Origin of the sequence: Nostoc sp. (assembly GCF_036916985.1) — a bacterium.
GTDB lineage: Bacteria > Cyanobacteriota > Cyanobacteriia > Cyanobacteriales > Nostocaceae > Nostoc.
In genome coordinates this window covers 15,902-38,045 of sequence record NZ_JBALFD010000052.1, presented here as the reverse complement: position 1 = coordinate 38,045, position 22,144 = coordinate 15,902, and the positions used below count along the sequence as shown (strand labels likewise).

Here is a 22,144-nt window from a genome sequence, read left to right as displayed (position 1 = left end):
TTTGAATTTTGTTAGCGCAGCGTAAAGCCTTCTCTACGAGAGGCTCCGCCAACGGCATGGCTTCTCTACGAGACGCTGCGCGAACGCTTAGAGCGAGTCTGCGTACTCTTTCAGAGAAGCAAGCTACGCTTTTAGCGTCTCGTAGAGAGCGTCATTTTGAATTCCCCGAAGGGGTTGACTCCTTCTCATTCGATTGGCGATCGCAATTTGATTGTTAACCAGACCTAATTTTTTCAGATCAAAGGCATTAACAATTCAAAATTCAAAATTAAAGACAGTTGGAGTTGGGGATTTAAACCCTTGATTTTACGATAAAAGCTGTATGGGACAGGGACATGATGTAGAAGATTACTGCTTTAAAATACTCCTCAAAGCCAGTCGTTGTTTAATTTTGTGTAAAATTTGGTGGTGAGGTTATTTACTTAATTCTCAATTGCAGCACTCCAGGTTTGATTTATGAGTCAGTCTTTTTCTCAAAAGCAAGCAAGGCAAAATCGTCAACAAAGGCTATGGCAGCAAAAATGGAGTTTAAAGACTAAAGCAATAGCGTGGGCACTCAGTATTAGTGTCCTGCCTGTGGTTGCAATTGGAACAACTACTTACTACTACGGCATTAATTTAATTAGCAAACAAATTCCGCCAGTTAGACAAGAAAGTGTCAAAAGTTCAACAGAAATTGAACTTGCCCTACAAAGACAACTATCACTCTTATTAACTGGTATGGGGGTTACAGCAATTTTAGCTGGTGCGATCGCTGTTTTTGTGACAAATCGAGTTATTAGTCGAGTTAGCAACGCTGCTGCAATTTCTAACAATATCAAAAATCGGCTACGTCCAGACAGTGAGTTTACTCAAGTTTTTATCGCTAGCCAAGATGAATTAGTGATGTTAGAGAGAAACATCACCTTATTCACAGACCTGCTTTCAGTTTTGGTGCAAGAGAAAGAAGCTGAAGCAGATTACTCCCAATTATTAATCAAAATTACCCGCTGGGTGCGAGAATCATTCAATAAGGAAGATGTTCTCAAAACTACCTCGGAAGAAATTCGTAAAGCTTTAAGCATTGATCGCGTAACCATCTTTTGCTTCAACTCCAACTGTAATGGAACCTTTATCGCCGAATCTGTGATACCTGGTTTACCGAAAATATTAGGGGTTAAAGTCTCTGACCCTGGATTCGAGGTAGGGTATATCGAAAAATACCAGAATGCTTGTATCCGTTCTATTGATGATATCTATCAAGCCGATCTTAGCGATGGTGATCTTGAATTACTCGAGCAATTTGCTGTCAAATCTACTTTAGTCGCACCTATTCTCAAAGGCAAACGGCTATTCGGTTTATTGATTGCACATCAGTGTTCTCGACTGCGATTTTGGCAACAATCTGAGATTGATTTGTTTGCTCAGATAGCCATGCAGGTCGGATTTGCCCTTGACTATGCCAAGCTTCTACAACAGGTAGATACTAAAGCCGATAAAGCTCAGGTATTTATAGAAATTACCCGCAGCATTCGCCAATCACTCAACGAAGAAGATGTCCTCAAAACGACAGTAGAAGAGGTTCGTAAAGAACTGAGTACTGACCGAGTGCTAGTTTATAGCTTTAACCCTAATTGGTCTGGAATTATAATTGCTGAATCAGTAGTTCCAGGTTATCCCAAAGTTTTGCGGTCTGAAATTCAAGACTTATGTTTCGGTCAAGGTTATGTAGAAAAGTATCAGTCTGGTCGCGTTGTCGCCACAAACAACATTTATGAAGCTGGTTTGGCTGATTGTCATATTAGTCTGCTCGAATCTTTTGCTGTGAAAGCAAATTTGGTCGCACCCATCCTCAAAGATGAACAACTATTTGGCTTATTAATTGCACATCAATGTTCTAGACCCCGTGATTGGCAACAATCTGAGATTGATTTATTTGCCCAAATAGCGATGCAAGTTGGATTTGCTCTCGACCATGCCAGACTCCTGCAACGCATTGAGGCAGAAGGTGTGCAAAGTCAATTGCTAGCGGATACTATCGGCAGCATTCGCCAATCGCTCAACGAAGAGGATGTTCTCAAAATCACAGTAGAAGAGGTTCGTAAAGCTCTAAGTACTGACCGAGTGATGGTTTATAGCTTTGATTCTAATTGGTCTGGAACTGTAATTGCCGAATCAGTTGTTCTCACCTACCCAAAAGTTTTGCGAGCTGAAATCCAAGACCCATGTTTTGGTCAAGGCTATGTAGAAGAGTATCAGTCTGGTCGCGTTCTTGCAATAAACAACATTTATGAAGCAGGTTTGGCTAATTGTCACATTAACCTGCTCGAATCCTTTGGTGTGAAAGCAAATTTAGTCGCTCCCATTATTAAAGATGAACAGCTATTTGGCTTGTTAATTGCACATCAGTGTTCCAGACCCCGTGATTGGCAACAATCTGAAATTGATTTATTTGGCCAGATAGCAATGCAAGTGGGATTTGCTCTCGACCATGCTAGGCTCCTACAAAGAGTCGAAGCTGAAAGGATGCGAAGTCAGTTACTAGTAGATATTATCCGTAGCATTCGCCAATCGCTCAAAGAAGAAGATGTCATTAAAACTACTGTGGAAGAGGTTCGTAAAGCACTGAGTACTGACCGAGTACTGGTTTATAGCTTTTACGCTAATTGGTTCGGAATTATAATTGCCGAATCAGTGGTTCCAGGTTATCCCAAAGTTTTGCGGTCTAAAATCCATGACCCCTGCTTCACTCAAGGCTATGTAGAAAAGTACCAGTCTGGTCGCGTTGTCGCCATCAACAACATTTATGAGTCTGGTTTGGCTGATTGTCATATTAAATTGCTCGAATCCTTTAGTGTGAAAGCAAATTTAGTCGCACCAATTATCAAAGATGAGCAGCTATTTGGCTTGTTAATTGCACATCAGTGTTCTGAATCCCGTGATTGGCTACAACCTGAGATTGATTTATTTGCTCAGATAGGCATGCAGGTAGGATTTACTCTCGATCATGCTAGGCTGCTACAAGCGTATCAAGCTGCTGAAGCTAACTCCGATCATTAATCATGAATTTGATATGACAGAGAAATGGCTTTCTATCGTCGGCATTGGGGAAGATGGGTTACAGGGGTTAAGTGCGATCGCTCTTTCCCTAATCACTCAAGCTAAAGTAATTGTGGGAGGCGATCGCCATTTAGCAATGCTCCCTACAGATGACCAACGCGAGAAACTAGTCTGGACATCTCCCATTAGCACTTCAATTGACGAAATTATCCAGCGTCGGGGTCAGTCAATCTGCGTACTCGCAAGCGGCGATCCCATGTGTTACGGCATTGGTGTCACCTTGATGCGGCGAATTCCTGTCTCTGAAATGACGATTATCCCCGCACCTTCAGCCTTCAGTCTCGCCTGTGCTAGGGTTGGATGGTCTTTAACTGAGGTGGAAACCTTGAGTTTGAATGGTCGTCCATCCTCCTTACTCCAGTCTTACATTTACCCAAAAGCACGGCTATTAATTTTGAGTGAGGGTAAAGACACACCCGCCATTGTTGCTCAAATTTTGACAAATCGCGGCTATGGTGGCAGCAAAATCACTGTACTGGAGCGTATGGGCGGCGTTCATGAAAAAATTATTAAAGGTACGGCTGCATCTTGGGGTGAAACTGAAGTTGCGGCTTTGAATGCGATCGCAGTTGATTGTATTGCTGATGCTGGGGTTATTCCTTTACCAAAGTTACCAGGATTACCAGATAACGCCTATCACCACGATGGACAGTTAACTAAACGTGAAGTTAGGGCAATTACCCTTGCAGCTTTAGCACCCACACCCGGAGAATTATTGTGGGATGTTGGCGCAGGTTGCGGCTCAATTTCTATTGAATGGATGCGGGGTAATGCTCGGTGTCGGGCGATCGCGATCGAACAAAACTCATCTAGACTACTTTACATTGCCGATAATGCCAGCACTCTCGGTACTCCAAATCTGCAAATCATTGAAGGGAAAGCGCCCCACGCCCTGAAAGACTTGCCAATACCAGATGCTATTTTTATTGGTGGTGGGGTGACAGCAACGGGACTTTTTGATGTTTGCTGGGAAGCATTGCGTCCAGGTGGGCGTTTGGTAGCAAATGTGGTTACGGTAGAGGGTGAGCAAACTTTATTTCAATGGCATGAGCAAGTCGGTGGCGATTTAACTCGTATTGCCATTCAACGGGCGGAACCTATTGGTAAATTTCTGGGCTGGCGAGCAATGGCGCCTGTGACGCAATGGGTAGTAGTAAAGTCTGAAAAACTTAATGGGTAATGGTATGTGGGTGCGATCGCATTTGTAATTTGGTGATAACTTACGTAAATTCTCATCTTGCTATATATAGGACATATAGGACTCATATTTGATTTTTGAACAAAACTCAGTACACCTTTATTCCTTCTTCCCAGTCCCCAGTCCCCATTACCCCTTATCCCCAGTCCCTTACCTCTACGAGTGATTCAGAAATCAAATCAGATTGCTGTATAGCATAGGTTATAAAATATATCTTGCTTTCAAAACTATGGTTAATAACCCTAATGTTTAGCACTTTGCAAAATCGTACTGTTCACTGATAGTAACAACTATGCTCTGGGTATACTAAACCTATAGAAAGAAAATTATCATTAACTAGATGCAATGTTAGTAGAATCAGATAGATTATTTCCTATACTTGGCTATCGCATTATTCAGCAATTATATTCAGGTAAAAAAACTTTAGTTTATCGAGCTATTAGACAAAAAGATCAGCAATCAGTTATTTTAAAACTGATGCGTAATGAAGATCCTAATTTCACTGAGATTAATCAATTTCATAATCAATATACCATTACCCATAATCTTGAAATTTCAGGGATAGTCAAACCAATAAGCTTAGAAAAATACCACAATAGATATATTATAGTAATGGAAGATTTTGGTGGTATTGCTCTTAATCTGTGGCAGTTAGAAGAGCATAAAAAAGGAAATCATTCTGTTTCATTGAGTGAGTTTTTCGATATTGCCATTGAAATTAGCGCAACTTTAGAACGGCTACATCACCATCGCATCATTCACAAAGATATCAAGCCTGCTAACATTTTGATTCATCCGATAACAGGTAAGACCAGAATCATCGATTTTAGTATTGCTACTCTATTACCAAAAGAAATTAAATTTCTCACAAATCCCAACGTCCTAGAAGGTACTCTAGCTTATATTTCCCCTGAACAAACAGGACGCATGAATCGAGGTATAGACTACCGTACCGATTTTTATTCCTTGGGTATCACCTTCTTTGAACTCTTGACAGGGCAGTTACCATTTAGTACTACTGAACCGATGGAGTTAGTCTATTCTCACATTGCCAAAGAACCGCCAAAGGCCAGTCATATTAACTCCAATATTCCCACAATTTTATCTGATATTATCAGTAAGCTGATGGCAAAAAATGCCGAAGACCGATATCAGAGCGCTCATGGACTCAGGTATGACTTAGAGAGATGTCAAAACCAATGGCAAGAGAAAGGAAATATTACAGCCTTTGAATTAGGGATTCGGGATATCTCGAATCATTTTGCCATTCCTGAAAAACTTTATGGTCGTCAAAGAGAGATTGAAATTCTCCTCACTACTTTTGACCGAGTGACAAAGGGAAGCACGGAAATGATTTTAGTCTCTGGTTACTCAGGGATTGGCAAAACTGCTGTGGTGAATGAAGTCCACAAACCCATTGCTAGACAGCGTAGTTACTTCATCAAAGGAAAATTTGACCAATTCCAACGTGACATCCCGTTGTCAGGATTGGTGCAAGCTTTACGAGATTTAATTAGTCAAATACTTTCCGAAACAGACACCCAAATTCAACAGTGGAAAACCAAAATTTTATCGGCATTGAATACACAATCTCAGGTAATCATTAATGTAATTCCTGAACTTGAAATAATTATTGGCAAACAACCTCCATCTGCTGAACTTGCTGGTAGCGCTGCTCAAAATCGCTTCAATTTATTGTTCCAGAGATTTATCCAGGTCTTCACTACTAAAGAGCATCCTCTGGTAATTTTTCTAGATGATTTGCAATGGGCAGATACGGCTTCCTTGAAGTTTATTCAATTATTAATGGATGGAAATTCTTCTTCCCTTCCTAAAGATAAAGAGAATATATATGAAAGTAAAGGTAGTCTGCTACTAATTAGTGCCTATAGGGATAATGAAGTGTCAAATCTACATCCGCTACATTTGACACTACAAGAAATTGCCAAAGCAGGAGCAGTAATTAATACAATTAAACTCTCACCTTTAAGTCAGATTGATTTAAATCAAATGATTGCCGATACACTACGTTGTCCAGAAAACATTGCTGTACCTCTGACTCAAATGGTGTTTTTCAAAACTAAAGGGAACCCATTTTTTGCGTCTCAATTTATTAAACTATTATATGATGACGGACTAATTGAATTAGATTTTGATGCAGGTCATTGGAAGTACGATATTACCAAAATTAAAACCTTATCTCTTACAGATGATGTCGTAGAGTTTATGGGGATACAAATAGGAAAATTGCCCCAGAATGTACAAAATGTATTAAAAATATCTGCTTGTATAGGTAATGAATTTGACTTAAAAACATTGTCACTTGTTAATGAAAAATCTTTAATAGATACTGCATCTGACTTATGGCAAGCATTACTTGAAGGACTGATTATACCTCAGAAAGATGGTTATAATTTTACACCAGAAAATGATAGACAATTATTAAGCTTTTCAACTAGAGAATCGGAAAATTTATCACTTACTAACGCCCAAATACCAAAATATAAATTCGTACATGACAGAGTTCAGCAAGCAGCCTATTCTCTAATTGCTAAAGACCAAATCAAGCAAATACACTTAAAAATCGGGCTGCTTCTCTTTAAGAATACTCCAGTTGCCGAACGGGAAGAAAATATTTTTGAGCTTGTCAATCATTTCAATATTGCAGCCGAATTTATTACCCATCAAGCTAAACGTAATGAGTTAGCTGAAATGAGTCTGATGGCTGGACGTAAAGCTTTGGTATCAACAGCTTATTCATCGGCACTGAAGTATTTAACTATTGGAATTGAGCTACTAGCAGATGATAGTTGGGATACTAAATACGATCTCACCTTAGCTTTGTATAATACAGCAACAGAGGCGGCCTATCTCAGTGGTGACTTTGAATATACAGAAAAATTTGTCCAGGTTGTGTTGCTAAAAGCGAAAACTTCACTAGATCAAGTGAAAGCTTATGAAGTTAAAATACAGTCTTATGGCGCACAAGGAAAAGAACTAGAAGCTGTCCATATTGCAAAAACCTTTTTGAAAACTTTGGGAGTAGAGTTCCCTACAAATCCTAGCCAATCAGATATTCAGTTAGCGATAGAGACAACATCTGCAAAATTGGCTAATAGATCCATTCAAGACTTAATTGAACTGCCAGAAATTACAGAAGCGCAACCACTGATAATCATGCGTATTCTATCTAGTTCAATTGGTCTTGCTTATACAGTTGCGCCAGAATTATTACTGTTTATTATTCTGAAACAGATCAATTTATCAATCAAATTTGGTAATTCTCCTTTGTCTGCTTTTGCGTATGTGATGTATGGAGTAATGTTGTGTGGGGTAATAGGAGATATTGATTCTGGATATAAATTTGGGAAACTAGCTGATAGTTTGTTACCTAATTTCCAAACAAAAGAAGTAACTGGCAAGGTGATGGAAACATTTAATCACCTTGTCAGACATTGGAAAGAGCATCTAAAGCAAACATTGAAACCCTTACTTGAGTCTTATACAACTAATCTCGAAGTAGGAGATATGGAATTTGCAGCTTATGCTCTTTATGGTTACTCCCAACATGCATACTTCACAGGTCATGAACTAATAAAACTTGAACAAGATATAGAAGTATATAGCAAGACCATTAAGCAAATAAAGCAAGAAAGAGTATTTTATTGGAATGAAATATTTCGGCAAACAATCTTGAATCTGCTAGGAAATGTTCAAAATCCGCAGAGTTTAACTGGTACAGCTTATGATGAAGAGAAAATGCTACCACTTCATCTAAAAGCTAAAGATGGAGTCGCACTATTTTTCCTATATTTCTGCAAACTTCAGGTATGTTATCTGCTGGCTGATTACTCTCAAGCTCTGAAAAATACTGTCATAGCAGAAAAGTACTTATATGCTGGTGTCGGCATGTTTGTTACTGCTCAATTTTATTTCTATGATTCATTGACGCATCTAGCAGTCTATTCTGATTTCGATGAATTTGAACAAAAAGAAATCCTGCATAGAGTGACAGAAAATCAGAAAAAAATGCAAAATTGGGGAGATCAGGCTCCCATGAACCACTTGCATAAATTTTATTTAGTAGAGGCAGAACGGCATCGAGTTCTTGGTCAATATCTTGAAGCGATAGATAATTATGAGAAAGCTATTTCTCTTGCCAAAGAAAATGATTACATTAACGAAGAAGCTCTTGCTTGCGAATTAGCGGCTATATTTTATCTCAAATGGGGTAAACAAAGAATTGCCCAATTCTACCTCACTGATGCCTACTATTGCTATGTTCGCTGGGGAGCATTAGCTAAAGTTTATGACTTACAAAAACGCTATTCTGAATTGCTTCTCCCGATGATTCAGCAAGAAGAACCTAGCTATTCTTACAGTGAAAAAAATCTACCTGAACTGAGTCTATACCTATCTACACTTAGCAATAAATCTACTCTGATCACGAATGAAACTGTGATTGGCTCCAACACTAGTATTTCAGATATGTTAGATTTGGGGACTGTGATTAAAGCTTCTCAAGCCGTGTCTGGAGAGATTGAACTGGAGGCACTCCTTTCTACTTTAATGGAAGTTGTCATGGAGAATGCAGGAGCTTCTAAATGTGTGCTGATATTGAGTGAAGCTAATAGCTTAGACTTAACTGTTGCCGCAATTAGTCCTGGTTCTACTTTTAGAGATACTCACGAGTTTTTATCTATTCCTTTAGAATCCAGCGATTGTGTTCCTATCTCTTTGATTAATTATGTCAAACGAACCCAAGAAATATTAGTAATTGATGACATTAAAGCGAAAGCTTCTTTTGCAGTAGATAGTTATATTAACCGTGAGGAGCCAAAGAGTATATTATGTATTCCGATGCTTAACCAGGGTAAATTTCTGGGACTGATTTATCTAGAAAATAATTTAACTACAGGAGCATTTACACGCGATCGCCTAGAAGTTCTCAAGCTGTTAACTATCCAAGCTGCAATCTCTTTAGAAAATGCCATTCTCTACAATAATTTGGCTGAAGCGAATGAGCAATTGGAGAAGTACAGTCATATATTAGAGGAAAGGGTGGTAGTAAGAACAGCAGAACTTAACGAAAAAAATCAGCATTTGCAAGAAGCTCTAGAAGAATTACAAAGTACCCAAAGTAAATTAATCCAAAGCGAAAAAATGTCTTCATTAGGGCAAATGGTGGCGGGAATTGCCCATGAAATTAATAACCCTATCAATTTTATTCATGGTAATATTACTCACGCAAGTGACTATGTTCAACAATTGCTAGATTTAATTAATCTTTATCAGCAACAATATCCCCATCCCTCAGCAATAGTGGAGCAAAAAATTGAGGAAATGGATCTAGAATTCCTGACAGAAGACCTCCCAAAGGTTCTCGACTCGATGAAGGTAGGAAGTTCCCGTATCCGAAATATTATTCTGAGCTTACGTAACTTCTCTCGGCTAGATGAATCGGAAATGAAGCCTGTCAATATCCATGAAGGCATCGACAGTACCCTTATGATTTTGCAGCACCGACTCAAGGAAAAGAGCGACCGACCGGAAATTGAAGTCTTTAAAGAATACGCACAACTGCCGGATGTTATTTGCTATGCTGGTCAACTCAACCAAGTGCTTATGAATATTTTAAGTAATGCGATCGATGCTTTAGAGGACTACAACAATGGCGAAGATTCTCCAAGGAGAAATCCTCAGATTCGTATTCGTACTGAATTAGGAGAAGTAAACACGTTAAAGATTCGGATTGCTGATAACGGTTATGGCATGACTGCACAGGTGCAGCAGAAAATATTTGATCCATTTTTTACCACTAAGTCCGTAGGAAGTGGTACGGGGTTGGGGTTATCAATTAGCTATCAAGTGGTAGTAGACAAACACAAGGGTCAGTTAAGCTGTGAATCAACTCTGGGAGAGGGAACTGAGTTTGTGATTGAGATTCCACTGCAACAGTGAGACAAGCTGTTATATCATGTCCGCTAAATCACTTACGATATGTCATTGGGATCGCAACGAAGTAAAGCGAAGCAATCGCAAAGGTTTTGGGATTGCAACTCTTAGAGACGCACTCGCGTTCACTACGCTAACGCTTCGTACCCTGCGGGAACGCCAAGGGCGAATGCAATGACAAGTGTTTAACCAGACATGATATTACGCATTTACAGCAAAATTCAGAATGGGCTACGCCCAGCGGTGCTAACAGAATTCAGGAATAAAAAACACTTTATACCTTGCTTCTCACTTCTATACTTGACTTGCCGCGATCGCCAAATCATTGAGAGATGGATGTTGTTTTTGTTTTGCTTGTAATTCCTCACCCAGATGCTTGTAAGCAGATGGATCTATTGGCATCAGAAATTCCCCAATCAAGTTCCCTGCTTGACGGCGGCTATTCAAACCCATATCTTGAAGCAATTCATCAATATAATGGAATGTAAAAGGAGTTACACATGCTCCGCTGACGAAAGCATAAGGCCTATCTTTCTTTCTCCATTCCAACTCTGCTGTTACATCCTGTAGCATCTGTTGGGGGGATGGTAAAGGTATACCTTCTTTGACATACTCTGATAACCACCTAGCACCAATTTCTGCTGATAACTGGGCACAGAAAGTATAGTTATAACCAACAAAACCCATCTGTGGAACATGAGGATGAATCAGATGGCGATAAAGATGGATAGTGCCTTCCTGATCAAATACATGTCTGCGATACTTATCTTCTAAAAAGGGGATATCCTGAAGAAAACCTGTGCCAAAAATAACAACATCTGCCTGTATTTGTTCGCCGTTATCCAATTCGACGCCACTAGCAAAAAATTTGTTGATCTTGGTCTTGATAGCACGAATTTTACCCGCACGTACATGCTCAAAAAAGCCTTTAGGTACTAAGGCGATACTACAGCCAATCAATTTGTTCATCGGTTGTTTGGGCACCATCCCACAAGCATCAAGGGGAAGCTGTAAGCGTAGGATAGTTTCATTCAGCCGCCAGAATGCCCACACCAGAGGCTTGCCAAAACTATGCAGCCACTTTTCCCATCCTTGAAGTTTATGATAGGGCATCCAAATTTCTGCAAACCGACTTAGGAAAATATACTTGATGTTCAACAGACCGAGAAAGAAGTTGGGAACTTTCCACAGCGCTTGACGGAACACAAGGGTACATTCCTTGGCTTTGCTTGCTGCGAGATTCGCCAAATCGGTGGCTGACTTGCCAAAACCGACAACAACCACTCGCTTGCCCTCAATTACAGAGCCGTCATTAAAGTTGTTAGTATGTATTACCTGACCTCCGGCGGCAATGAACTCTTCCATCCCTGGCAAGTTAGGAATGTAGGGAATATCATAAGTGCCATTGCACACAATCACAAAATCAAACTCGTAATTTTGTTTTCCGATCTCCTTACCATCTTCTTGAAAGCTAACACTAACCATCCATCCAGGAGTATTTCCTGATTTGCGCTCCACTTTAGTGACGTTTGCACCGAACTGAATTTTTTCTGTGACGCCAAAGTGTTGGGCATAGGATTCAAGGTAAGCGCATATTTGCTCTCCTGAAGGCCATTCGGGATAAGAGGCAGGCATAGGATAGTCTGAGAAAGCATAGGTGTCTCTGGGATTTTGAATTGACAGTCCTGGGTAAGCCCTCGACCTTTCCCACACACCACCAAGTCCCTGTCGTTTCTCAAACAGTGTCACTTCGTAACCTTCTTCAATAAATGTCTTTGCTGAGACTAATCCGCTGACTCCAGCCCCAATCACGCATACTTGTTTCACTATCATCTTGGATTCTCCTAAAATTATGAAATTAGCGTAGGAATCTGATGTGAGCGATCGCTAACCGCATTAAGATACTCTGACTGTTCTTGTGACTTCATTACATGAGTTAAGTATTCATACTGAGACGGCAAGGTTGAAGTTAGGTAATTGGCTCTTTCCCTAATTTCCAAAAATGCAGCTTCAGCATTGTGATTTCCGATATGTTCTAAAATGGGAAGACTGCTTTCAGGTATGTAATTTAGCCCCAACAACATTACCGAATAAGAGTAAGACTCGAAGCCGTGGTATTTTGGGTTGATAGTCTTATTGCTGGGTAGTCTATTTTTCCATAACCTTAATTTTTCCTGTAGTTCTTCTGGAACTTTGATATTGTTCTTAGTTGCTTTCCAGAATTCTGTGTCGGTGCGATTGCTAGCATAGTAATGAAGTGTCAAAAATTCTCGCACACCATCTATGCAGTCAGCAATAACTTTGTTATAGCTATGAATTAGCTCTTGATTGAAAGATTTGCTGGGAAAGTGGTTAACTAACTCTTCAATTCCATGTTGAATAAAGAAGATGCCAGTAGATTCTAGTGGTTCCACAAATCCACTGGAAAGACCAATTGCTACACAGTTTTTCACCCATGAGTTTCTGTTACGTCCAATCCGCATCTGGATATGAGAGGCTTGACGATTCTCAGCAGCGGCTCCCAAATGCTGGCGAAATTCCTGTTCTGCGTCTTCGGCAGAAATGAATGCACTGGAATAAACATACCCAGTACCATTTCTGCCATACAAAGGTATGTTCCAGACCCAACCAGACGAAAGCGCAGTTGAGGTGGTGTAAGGGTTGATACCATCTTTTTGGATATCGGTTGGTATTTGCATGGCGATCGCGCGATCGCACAACAGTGAATCTGAGTAAGAAATGAATGGCTCACCAAGGGCTTTATTAATCAAAAGACCACGGAAACCAGTACAATCAATGAAAAGATCGCCGCTGAGAATACCATGCTTGTTGGTTGTGAGACTATCTATGCTCCCATCCTCAGTTAACTTAATATCCACCACATCATCAACAATTTGCTTCACTCCCCTTTCCATTGCATAATCTTTCATGAATCTTGCCAGTAGATTCGCATCAAAATGATAAGCATAGGGGTACTGAATCTTTAACTTATCCAGGATATTTTTCTTGACGATATGCTCTTGAGAAAATTCATTTTGAACTTTGTTATCAAAGACTTTACCATCTAAATATCTCGGTGACAGTTTATGGTCGCACAGCCAAGGAGTTAGAAAGCAAGCATAATCAAATGCTTCTTGGTCTTTCTTCATTTTCAGCCACCATTCCGAGATATCAAAGCCATCAATTACCTCATATCTCTGAAAAGGATGGTAGAAATGTTGCCCTTTTGCATTCCAGTTGACAAACTTAATTGCCATCTTATACGTTGCATTACATTTTGGCATCCATTCATATTCTTGTAGCCCTAGAAAATCAAAGAATACTTTGATGGTACTAAAAGTTGCTTCCCCAACACCAATTTTGGTGATATTAGATGATTCCACCAGAGTAATATTGATATTTTTGTCTAGTGCTTTACTCAAATAAGCTGCCGTCATCCAACCGGATGAACCACCACCAACAATTACAATATTTCGTACATCCTGTACATTCTGCGACATAGCAAAAGCTCCTCTTTAAGTCTAAAATTAAGTAGGGAAGTAAATTACAAAAAGCTTGTTCAAGAATTTAGACAGCTTTCAATTCTTGCTCGATTTTATGGGTTTGGGCATATACCAAAAGCCCATTTGTAAATTGCGTGAAAACTGTAAATAAGTTCTCAACTAATTCCAAAGCTTCTTGGCGATTTGCTTCTGATATTTCAATGTCTTGTAAAAGTTGCTCTATTCCAGATGTACCCGTGATGTGACCAGTTTCAACATTCAGATGAAAATCAGCAAAATATCGGCATGGTTTTTGGGTAATGGCTTTAATTTCTGTACCCACCTCTGCCGCATTTGAAAACATAATGTTTCCGGTCGCTTCGAGAACTTCAATAATTATGATCTTCTGAATGGGAGTAGCGTTTGAAGTATAGCGATATAGCTGATAGTTTAGCCAGCGAGCATTCTTAGTTTCTTCACTCCAAAGAAATTTTAATGCCTCACTAAAATTCAATAATTTATCAAGTTCTAGATTCTTCAAATCTTCCAAAAACCACAGCCAATGATGATCGTCTTCATAAGTATGCTTGTTAATTAGTGCCTGAATTGGATCGTTTGTTGGTTCTGTTCGCAAAAAATACTTATTTAGTTCTCCAAAATTCATAATAAAATGAGCGGCGCATGGTGCCCAAGCTAACCTTTGTCTGGGATTTATACTTTTGTTTTGCATAAAATTAAACAAGGGCAGTTGAGCATATTCTTGTTTATTTTTTTCAATCAATACTAGTACTTCTTGCATTTTTAGTGATACCAATTTTCAATTTTTAATATTCAAGCAAAAGTAGCTTCCCGGCTTGGTTGTAGAAAGTATAATCTGCCCCAGTTTTGGTTTTTAAATACCCAAAGTTTTTTGATAGTAATTAGTTCAAAATCCACTATTTAAGTAGCAGATAATGTCTAATTTGTTATATTGCAATATGCTTTAGTTAAGGGTTTGTAAATAATTGGTCTTTTAAGTGCGATAAATCTCTACATCAGGGTTGTAAGTGTATTTTGTTATATTGTATTGAGACTAACGCTAAATTGTAACCAGCTAATTTACCGTTATTTTTTTTACTTTAGCTTCAATATATCTATGTAATAAACGCAGCTTTTACTTAAGTATGTTTGTTAAGAAATTGTCTTATACAAGCATTTACTTTGCCCAGAAGAACCAAATTGGTCAATTAAGGGTTCTACCCTAGCTGAGATTTGAAAGCAGGCTCGTATATACTTGGAAAGATTTTTAGATTTGTTATTGCTAAATATAGTATTAATAATTACTTACCAGTCTTCAGTATTAATTGTAGACTCAGTAGTACGCTCAAATTCTTCTGGTGCATGTTGCAGGTGAACTTGGGCATTAAACCAAGAAAATGTCCCAGAAGTCACAGAATGGATCAAACCAATATGCTTGGGTTAAGGGCTACTAGCAACAATTTTGGGTTTTCGATACGCGATAAATCGCCGTCCCTACAAGTGTTTTGGGCTATAAACCCTTGGTTATAAGTGATCGGCGTAGGCGATAATGCGATCGCCTTTTTAGTTAAGAGACTTCCAAATAAAAAAATAATCAATCGCTTTGGGGAGACTTGGGAGAGATATTGCTACCTTGTCCCCCTGCTCCTAGCTTTGGTATTGTGTTAGGGCGATCGCTACTCTCAACTCTATGACTAGTAAACGCTTTTATCACATTGGCTTTGGGCAAGATGATTTGGGTTCATCGTCTCCCAGGATTGCCCTATTATCTGGCGATCCAGAGCGATCGCGTCTAATTGCCCAAACTTATTTACAAGATATACGCGTGTTGTCAGAAAATCGCGGACTCAATAGCTATGTGGGATACTTACCTAATGGTCGCCGTATCTTATCAGCTACAAGTGGTATGGGTGCGCCTTCATTAAGTATTGTAGTCAATGAGTTGGTGCAAGTAGGAATCCGGCAAATCATTCGTATTGGAACTTGTGGTTCTATTCAACCCCACATAACCGTTGGTAGTATTGTCATTAGCAGTGCAGCATTGTGTCGCCAAGGTGCAGCTAATGACATTGCACCTGTGGAGTATCCAGCCGCAGCCGATCCTTTTCTGACAGTCGCTTTAGTTAAAGCCGCACGAGAATTAGAGGTTGAACATTACATCGGGATTACGGCATCAGTTGATACTTTTTATGAAGGACAAGAACGCACCGACTCAGCAAATCCATATTTAATGCGATCGCTGCATGGCATTACAGAAGAATATCGACGCTTGAATATCTTGAATTACGAGATGGAATGCGGCACACTATTCAAAATGGCAGGAGTGTATAATTTTGCAGCAGCGGCTATTTGCGGTGTAGTAGCTAGGCGTACTGTTAGTGAAAATATCATTCTAGAACAAAGAGACATTGCTGTGAAAAATGCGATCGCAATTGCTGTAAATGCAGCAGAAAAACTGGAGTAAGCTAAAAAATTTATCTTACAGCTATTTTCAGGTAAATAGACCACGCGGTAGGGGCACAGCATTGCTCATTGGTGTCAACTTAAGACCGAACCCTTTTCAACTCTCGTTTACAGCCTCCGACTGGGAACGAGGCAATCTCAAAGCTGGTTCTTGTAATTAGTATGTCACACTTAATCTGCTCTAAGTGTTATTATCATGTCTTTACCTAATCTTTAATTTATCAATCAGTAATCCTAGTTAAGATGTATTGAGTAAAATGCAATTTTATTTTCTAAAGGCACATAAGTAAAAAATCACTATAGCGCTTTTCCGTTGAATCTAATATATACCTAACCATTAACCCCTTATATATAAGGGAAAGTGAGTAATATTGTATATATATCTCCTTTGATTAGAGAGGTCATAGCATATTGCATATAAACATAACCGCTATATATAAATATGGTGTTTTTGGATTAATAATCTGGGATTTTGACACAAATTTTGCAGTAGTTATGAGTAATTTAGTTATCAAAAAATATCAGAGAAATTGGAGAGCAATATAATATGAAGAATGCTTGGAAGCGTTGGATTACGACAGTTAACCTAGCTGCAATCGCAATAATGCCGACGCTGATATTTTTAGCATTCTCTCATCAAGCAACAGCAGACGATCCAGGAGCATGTTACATGGTAACTTCCTCTGGTAAAACTGTTGGATTAGGAAGGCTTTGTGGCAATGCTAATATAATTGCACCTCCAGACAACGAAGTTTTTCGAGTTCCCATCAAACGCCGTTTTGGTGGAACTCCTGTGATTGATGTCACTTTCAATGACAAAAAAACCTTTGAAATGATTGTAGATACAGGTGCTAGTGGAACGATTATCACTCTAAATATGGCGAATACACTTAAACTTCAGGCTACGGGTACAATGCAAGCCCAAATTGCTGATGGTAGCGAAGTAGAATTCCCAACTGGTAAAGTAAAATCCATTGCAGTAGGTGGGGTTACAGGTAATAATCTTCAGGTAGCGATCGCACCAAAAGCAAGTATCGGCTTACTGGGCCACGATTTTTTTGGCAACTATGACATCAAGATTCTGGAGAAAGAAATCGAATTTCATCACCGCTAATGCTTGGAGTTGGAACTAGGGACTGGGGATTGGGGACTAGGGATTGGGGATTGGGAAAAGCAGTACGCGAGGACTAAGTTTTAGTCACAAAGACTGGCTACTTTACCACAGAGTTGCAAATCCCTAATCTTGATTCTTCTTGTTTACAATAACTTGAAGCCGAGGTTATTAAGAATTTCACGCAAGCGATCGCGTCCTCTCAAAGCCTCCACTGTTGCAATTCGCTGGGCTGAGTGTTCTGACCAATCGCCGGCTACATTCATCTTTTGTTCAGTGTAAAAGTCTTTGATGATGTCATTGTAGTGAGCGATCGCTTCTTCTTGTTCTGCTAATTTATAGGTTTCACGGTGCAGCACAGCTGTCTGGGGTAAGCGTGGTTTAATCGCCGCTGGCACATCAGGATTCGGATAACCCACACACAACCCAAATACAGGGAACACAGAAGGCGGTAAATTCAGTAGTGCTGCTACTTCTTGAGGATGGTTCCGTAGTGCGCCGATATACACTGTTCCCAAACCAAGGGACTCAGCAGCTACAGTTGCATTTTGCGCTGCCAATGCGGCATCGATTGTAGCTGTCACAAAGGATTCCAAATATTCTAAAGCATCATGAGATAGTCCGCGACTGTCAGCAACGTAACTTAGACGCGCCAAGTCTGCTAACCAAACCAAGAATAAAGGCACTTGCTTAATGTGTGCTTGATTTGACGCTAGTTTAGATAATTCTTCTTTGCGTTCTTGGTCTTCGATTGCAACTACACTCCAGGTTTGTAAATTAGAGGAAGTAGATGCAGATTGGGCGGCTGCAATTAGCAACTCTAGAGTTCCTGGTGGTAGAGGATCTGATACATAAGACCGGATCGAACGGTGAGATAGCAGTGATGTCAGCGAATCATTCCATTCAATTTCCGAATTGAAAGGAGTTTCACCGTAGCGCGATCGCAGTAGTTCTGTAGCATTAGTCATAATTAATTCCAAGATTTACATTTCAAAAGTTGTCAATTGTTTTGCTACTAATACCAATTTAATCTGTAGGGGCATACATTTCTATGCCCTTACAACTGATTCATTGTACTAGTTTAAGTTTTTGGTGAAAAAGCAGCGTATTCTTCTTTTGTCAACACTGCATCCTTCACTTTTACCTCTTTGGGAATTAACTTCAATTTGTAATATGTATCTGCAACACCTTGTTGGAGATTTATCAAATTGTCATCAACTGGTACAAGCCCAAAAGTTCGTCTGTTAGTTGCCTTCCTCATCGTTTCTAGATCAATTCCTAACACAGGTGCAAGAGTTTTTGCTACTTCTTCTCGATGGGTTTTAGACCATTCTTCTAGATTTTGAATTTCCTCCAGTATTGCCTTGACAGTTTGCGGATTTTCTGTAACAAACTTGCGGGTCATCAAATAATATCCTCCCTGTTTATTAATTCCCGTGCCATCAATCAGGACTCTGGCTTTAGTTGCCTCTTGAGCCGCTGCATAGAATGGGTCCCAAATTACCCAGGCATCCACACTACCCTTGACAAATGCCGCGCGGGCATCTGCTGGAGCCAAATATTTAGGTTCAATGTCTGTATATTTCAATCCAGCTTTTTCTAAAGCTTGGACTAACAATAAGTGGGCACTAGATCCTTTTTGAAAGGCAACTTTTTTACCTTTTAGGTCAGTAACTTTTTTAATTTGTGAATTTTGGGGAACAAGAATTGCTGAACCAGCCGGACTAGCAGCAGTACCAACAACATAAGTTAGTGATGCTCCCGCAGCTTGGGCAAATATTGGCGGTGATTCTCCTACTGGGCCGATGTCAATGCTACCGACATTCATCGCTTCTAGTAGTTGTGGCCCCGCTTGAAATTCAGTCCACTGTACAGTGATACCTTCAGGTGCTAAACGCTTTTCTAAAACACCCTTAGCTCTCAACAAAATGGTCGATTTTTGATAGCCAAATCTGACTACTTTTGCATTGGAAGTAGAATTACTAACAGATGTGGCGCTGGGATTGGGGGCATTAACTGTAGGTGTCGATGAACAGGCAGCAAATAGCAAGCTCAGACAAAGACCTGTAACAAAAGCCCCCACTATTGGCAAAGGAGAAGAAAAGAATAACTTATAATACTGGTTGCTAAAGGGGATATTCCTGAATTTTATGAATGATATCCACTTGGCAATGAAACGACGCAAGATTAAGTTAATCATCAATATGATTTCTCCGAACTATATGAATACTATAAACTTATAGGTTTACCGGAGTATACGACAATAGGGTTCAATCAAGCAACACCTTCGCCAATTTACGAGTATTCGCTTTGGGGAGACAAGGAAGAGGGGGGAGGCTACCTTGTCTACCTTGTCCCCCTGCTCCTATTCCCGCATTTCTCACTCTTCAGTAGGGGCGGGTTAACAGATATGATCCATCATTGATGAATGTCTCGCTTAACCCGCCCCTACGACCTCTGCACTTCAGTTTGATAAATCTGGTGAGAAATCCAGGCTATTGGATGCAAAAATTGAGTAATTTAATTTTTGGAAGTTCCAAAGCTAGACTACCTCTATTTTGGGTTAAGGTTTTGTTAAAGAATATTTACTAAAAACATAATCACAGTTTAATGCTCTATCACTAGTCTTAATTCTCGGTAGTTCATTCTAGTGATGTCATGTTGACCAAACCTGATAGACAAAAATGTTTAAACTATGCATCTATCGGTGCAGTGATTATGGGGCTGACTGGAGGGCCGATATTCTCCACTCTTGCCCAGGCTGAGGAGATTAGAACCCTGACTCCGATCAAACACGTCATTGTCATTGTTGGCGAGAACCGAACCTTCGATCATCTCTTTGGTACTTACCAACCGCGATCAGGGCAGACAGTTTCTAATCTGTTATCCAAGGGCATTATCAATGCTAATGGAAGACCTGGGCCGAACTTCCAAGCAGCAACTCAATATAAAGCTTCCGTCACCAACACCTTCTCGATAAGTCCTGCTAACAAAGAACCCTATACAACGCTACCACCACCGAAAGCTGGTGGTGGAAAAGTTGCAAGTGACACAAGTCCACCTCCCTTTAAGACCTTGGCTGCTGCCCAAGCTGCCGAACCTGCGCTGCTACCGGAGGATGTCAAGCTGCTACTGACAGGTGCAACTGGATTGCCGAGTGGTACTGTTGATACCCGAATCCAGAACGTCAATAACTTACGGAGTGGCCCTTTCCAACTAACGCCTAGCCTGCCTTATGACGCTTACGCAGCTAGCCCTGTACACCGCTTCTATCAGATGTGGCAGCAGGTGGATTGCAGCATTAGCCATGCCAGTGCAGAGAATCCTAGTGGCTGTCTTAAGGATCTTTTCCCTTGGGTTGAGGTAAGTGTTAGCGCAGGTAGTAATGGGAAGCCATTTTCGACCTTCACCGATAAGGAGGGGGCTACCTCTATGGGCTTCTACAACGTCAATGACGGAGATGTGCCATACTTCAAGTCTCTGGCTGATAACTATGCAATCAGCGATAACTACCACCAACCTGTTATGGGTGGTACTGGCGCAAACTCAGTAATGATTGGTATCGGTGATGCCATTTGGTACAGCAATGGTAAAGGCAATCCAGCGACACCGCCGCCAAATGAGATCGAGAATCCCAATCCGCAGCCTGGAACCAACAACTTCTACACCCAGGATGGCTATTCTGGTGGTACTTATACCAATTGTTCTGACTCCAGTCAGCCAGGGGTAAGACCTGTTTTGAATTATCTGAATTCCCTCCCCTACAAACCAAAGTCTAACTGTGCAGCGAATACCTACTATCTGCTGAACAACTACGATCCTGGCTATTTTGGTAACGGAACAGTTAACAACGGGGTCACTAACAATGGTTTTGTGATCCCGCCGTCACCCATTCGCACCATTGGTGATGCGTTGTTGGAAAAGAGGATTTCGTGGCGATACTACGGTGAAGGTTGGAATAAATACGTTCAAAATCCCACCAGTAACACCAACGTCTATTGCAACATTTGCAACCCCTTCCAGTACGTGACGTCAATTATGGCGAACGAGAAGGTACGAACGGAGCATTTGAAGGACACCACGGATCTGGATAATGATATTCACAACAATTATCTACCCGCCGTTTCCTTTGTGAAGCCTGGTGGCTTACTTGACGGTCATCCAGCATCATCAAAATTTGATCTGTTTGAAGCTTTTACTAAGAAGATTATCAAAGAGGTTCAAAGCAAGCCCGAACTCTGGAAAGACACAGCAATCCTGATTACAGTTGATGAAGGTGGTGGATATTACGATTCTGGCTACATTCAGCCCCTCGACTTCTTCGGCGACGGAACACGGATTCCTTTAATTGTGGTGTCGCCATATTCTCGTGGTGGTCGCGTTGTTCATACGTATTATGACCATGTTTCAATTCTGAAGTTTATCGAGAAGAATTGGAGACTGTCACCACTCACCAGTCGTAGTCGTGACAATCTACCCAATCCTGAAACCCGCCGTAAAAATCCCTATGTACCGATTAATGGCCCAGCCATCGGCGATTTGAGCGATATGTTCGATTTCTCAAGACATTCGCGATTTGATAGGCATTGGTAGAGAGTAAAAACTCAGGTGCAACGAATGAGATTCTAATGGAGGCGATCGCAGTTTGAACTAAGCAATTCTGTCAATTGACAGTTTGAGGTCATAAACAATTTGTCAATAAGTAATAGTGCTGAAAATTTTGCGAAAAACAGACGTAGGAAACACAATTTTAGGGCTGACGATGCCTACGCCTAAGCGTCATTAAAACAAGCGCCATTTATCCTGACCGGAAAAAGC

General features: G+C 40.3%; 11 protein-coding genes. 6 read left to right on the top strand and 5 right to left on the bottom strand.

Features of this window, described 5'->3' with window-relative positions:
- The first annotated feature begins 456 nt into the window (after window positions 1-456).
- The 3 genes from V7L07_RS17705 (at window position 457) to V7L07_RS17695 (ending at window position 10,258) form a co-directional block, all read left to right on the top strand.
- A complete protein-coding gene (locus V7L07_RS17705; protein WP_335059969.1) occupies window positions 457-3,039 on the top strand; it encodes a GAF domain-containing protein in 2,583 nt (860 codons plus the stop codon).
- Between the two features lie 13 nt (window positions 3,040-3,052).
- Complete coding sequence (gene cbiE, locus V7L07_RS17700) at window positions 3,053-4,279, top strand: precorrin-6y C5,15-methyltransferase (decarboxylating) subunit CbiE (RefSeq protein WP_335059966.1); 1,227 nt, start codon at window positions 3,053-3,055, stop codon at window positions 4,277-4,279.
- A 363-nt stretch (window positions 4,280-4,642) separates the two neighbouring features.
- Window positions 4,643-10,258, top strand: coding sequence for an ATP-binding sensor histidine kinase (locus V7L07_RS17695; protein WP_335059964.1), 5,616 nt, complete (start codon window positions 4,643-4,645; stop codon window positions 10,256-10,258).
- A 288-nt stretch (window positions 10,259-10,546) separates the two neighbouring features.
- On the opposite strand, the gene V7L07_RS17690 is transcribed toward V7L07_RS17695, so the two are convergent.
- The 3 genes from V7L07_RS17690 to V7L07_RS17680 form a co-directional block, all read right to left on the bottom strand.
- Window positions 10,547-12,085 carry a flavin-containing monooxygenase gene (locus tag V7L07_RS17690; protein ID WP_335059962.1) on the bottom strand — a complete coding sequence of 513 codons (1,539 nt, stop codon included), beginning with the start codon at window positions 12,083-12,085 and terminating at the stop codon, window positions 10,547-10,549.
- A gap of 17 nt (window positions 12,086-12,102) precedes the next feature.
- A complete protein-coding gene (locus V7L07_RS17685; protein WP_335059959.1) occupies window positions 12,103-13,752 on the bottom strand; it encodes a tryptophan halogenase family protein in 1,650 nt (549 codons plus the stop codon).
- 67 nt (window positions 13,753-13,819) lie between these two features.
- Entirely contained in the window at window positions 13,820-14,533 is a 714-nt protein-coding gene (locus tag V7L07_RS17680; protein WP_335059957.1) for a hypothetical protein, read from the bottom strand.
- 909 nt (window positions 14,534-15,442) lie between these two features.
- Between V7L07_RS17680 and V7L07_RS17675 the strand changes: the two genes are divergently transcribed.
- Entirely contained in the window at window positions 15,443-16,216 is a 774-nt protein-coding gene (locus tag V7L07_RS17675) for a nucleoside phosphorylase (protein WP_335059955.1), read from the top strand.
- A 546-nt stretch (window positions 16,217-16,762) separates the two neighbouring features.
- Window positions 16,763-17,329: a retropepsin-like aspartic protease family protein gene (locus V7L07_RS17670; protein ID WP_335059953.1), complete on the top strand. Its 567-nt coding sequence runs from the start codon at window positions 16,763-16,765 to the stop codon at window positions 17,327-17,329.
- A gap of 143 nt (window positions 17,330-17,472) precedes the next feature.
- On the opposite strand, the gene V7L07_RS17665 is transcribed toward V7L07_RS17670, so the two are convergent.
- Both V7L07_RS17665 and V7L07_RS17660 read right to left on the bottom strand, forming a co-directional pair.
- On the bottom strand, window positions 17,473-18,294 hold the full coding sequence (locus V7L07_RS17665) for an NADPH-dependent oxidoreductase (RefSeq protein WP_335059951.1): 822 nt from the start codon (window positions 18,292-18,294) through the stop codon (window positions 17,473-17,475).
- Between the two features lie 113 nt (window positions 18,295-18,407).
- A complete protein-coding gene (locus V7L07_RS17660) occupies window positions 18,408-19,526 on the bottom strand; it encodes a sulfonate ABC transporter substrate-binding protein (RefSeq protein WP_335059949.1) in 1,119 nt (372 codons plus the stop codon).
- Window positions 19,527-20,044: 518 nt separating this feature from the next.
- Between V7L07_RS17660 and V7L07_RS17655 the strand changes: the two genes are divergently transcribed.
- Window positions 20,045-21,919, top strand: a complete 1,875-nt coding sequence (locus V7L07_RS17655) for an alkaline phosphatase family protein (protein ID WP_335059947.1) — start codon at window positions 20,045-20,047, stop codon at window positions 21,917-21,919.
- Window positions 21,920-22,144: the final 225 nt, after the last annotated feature.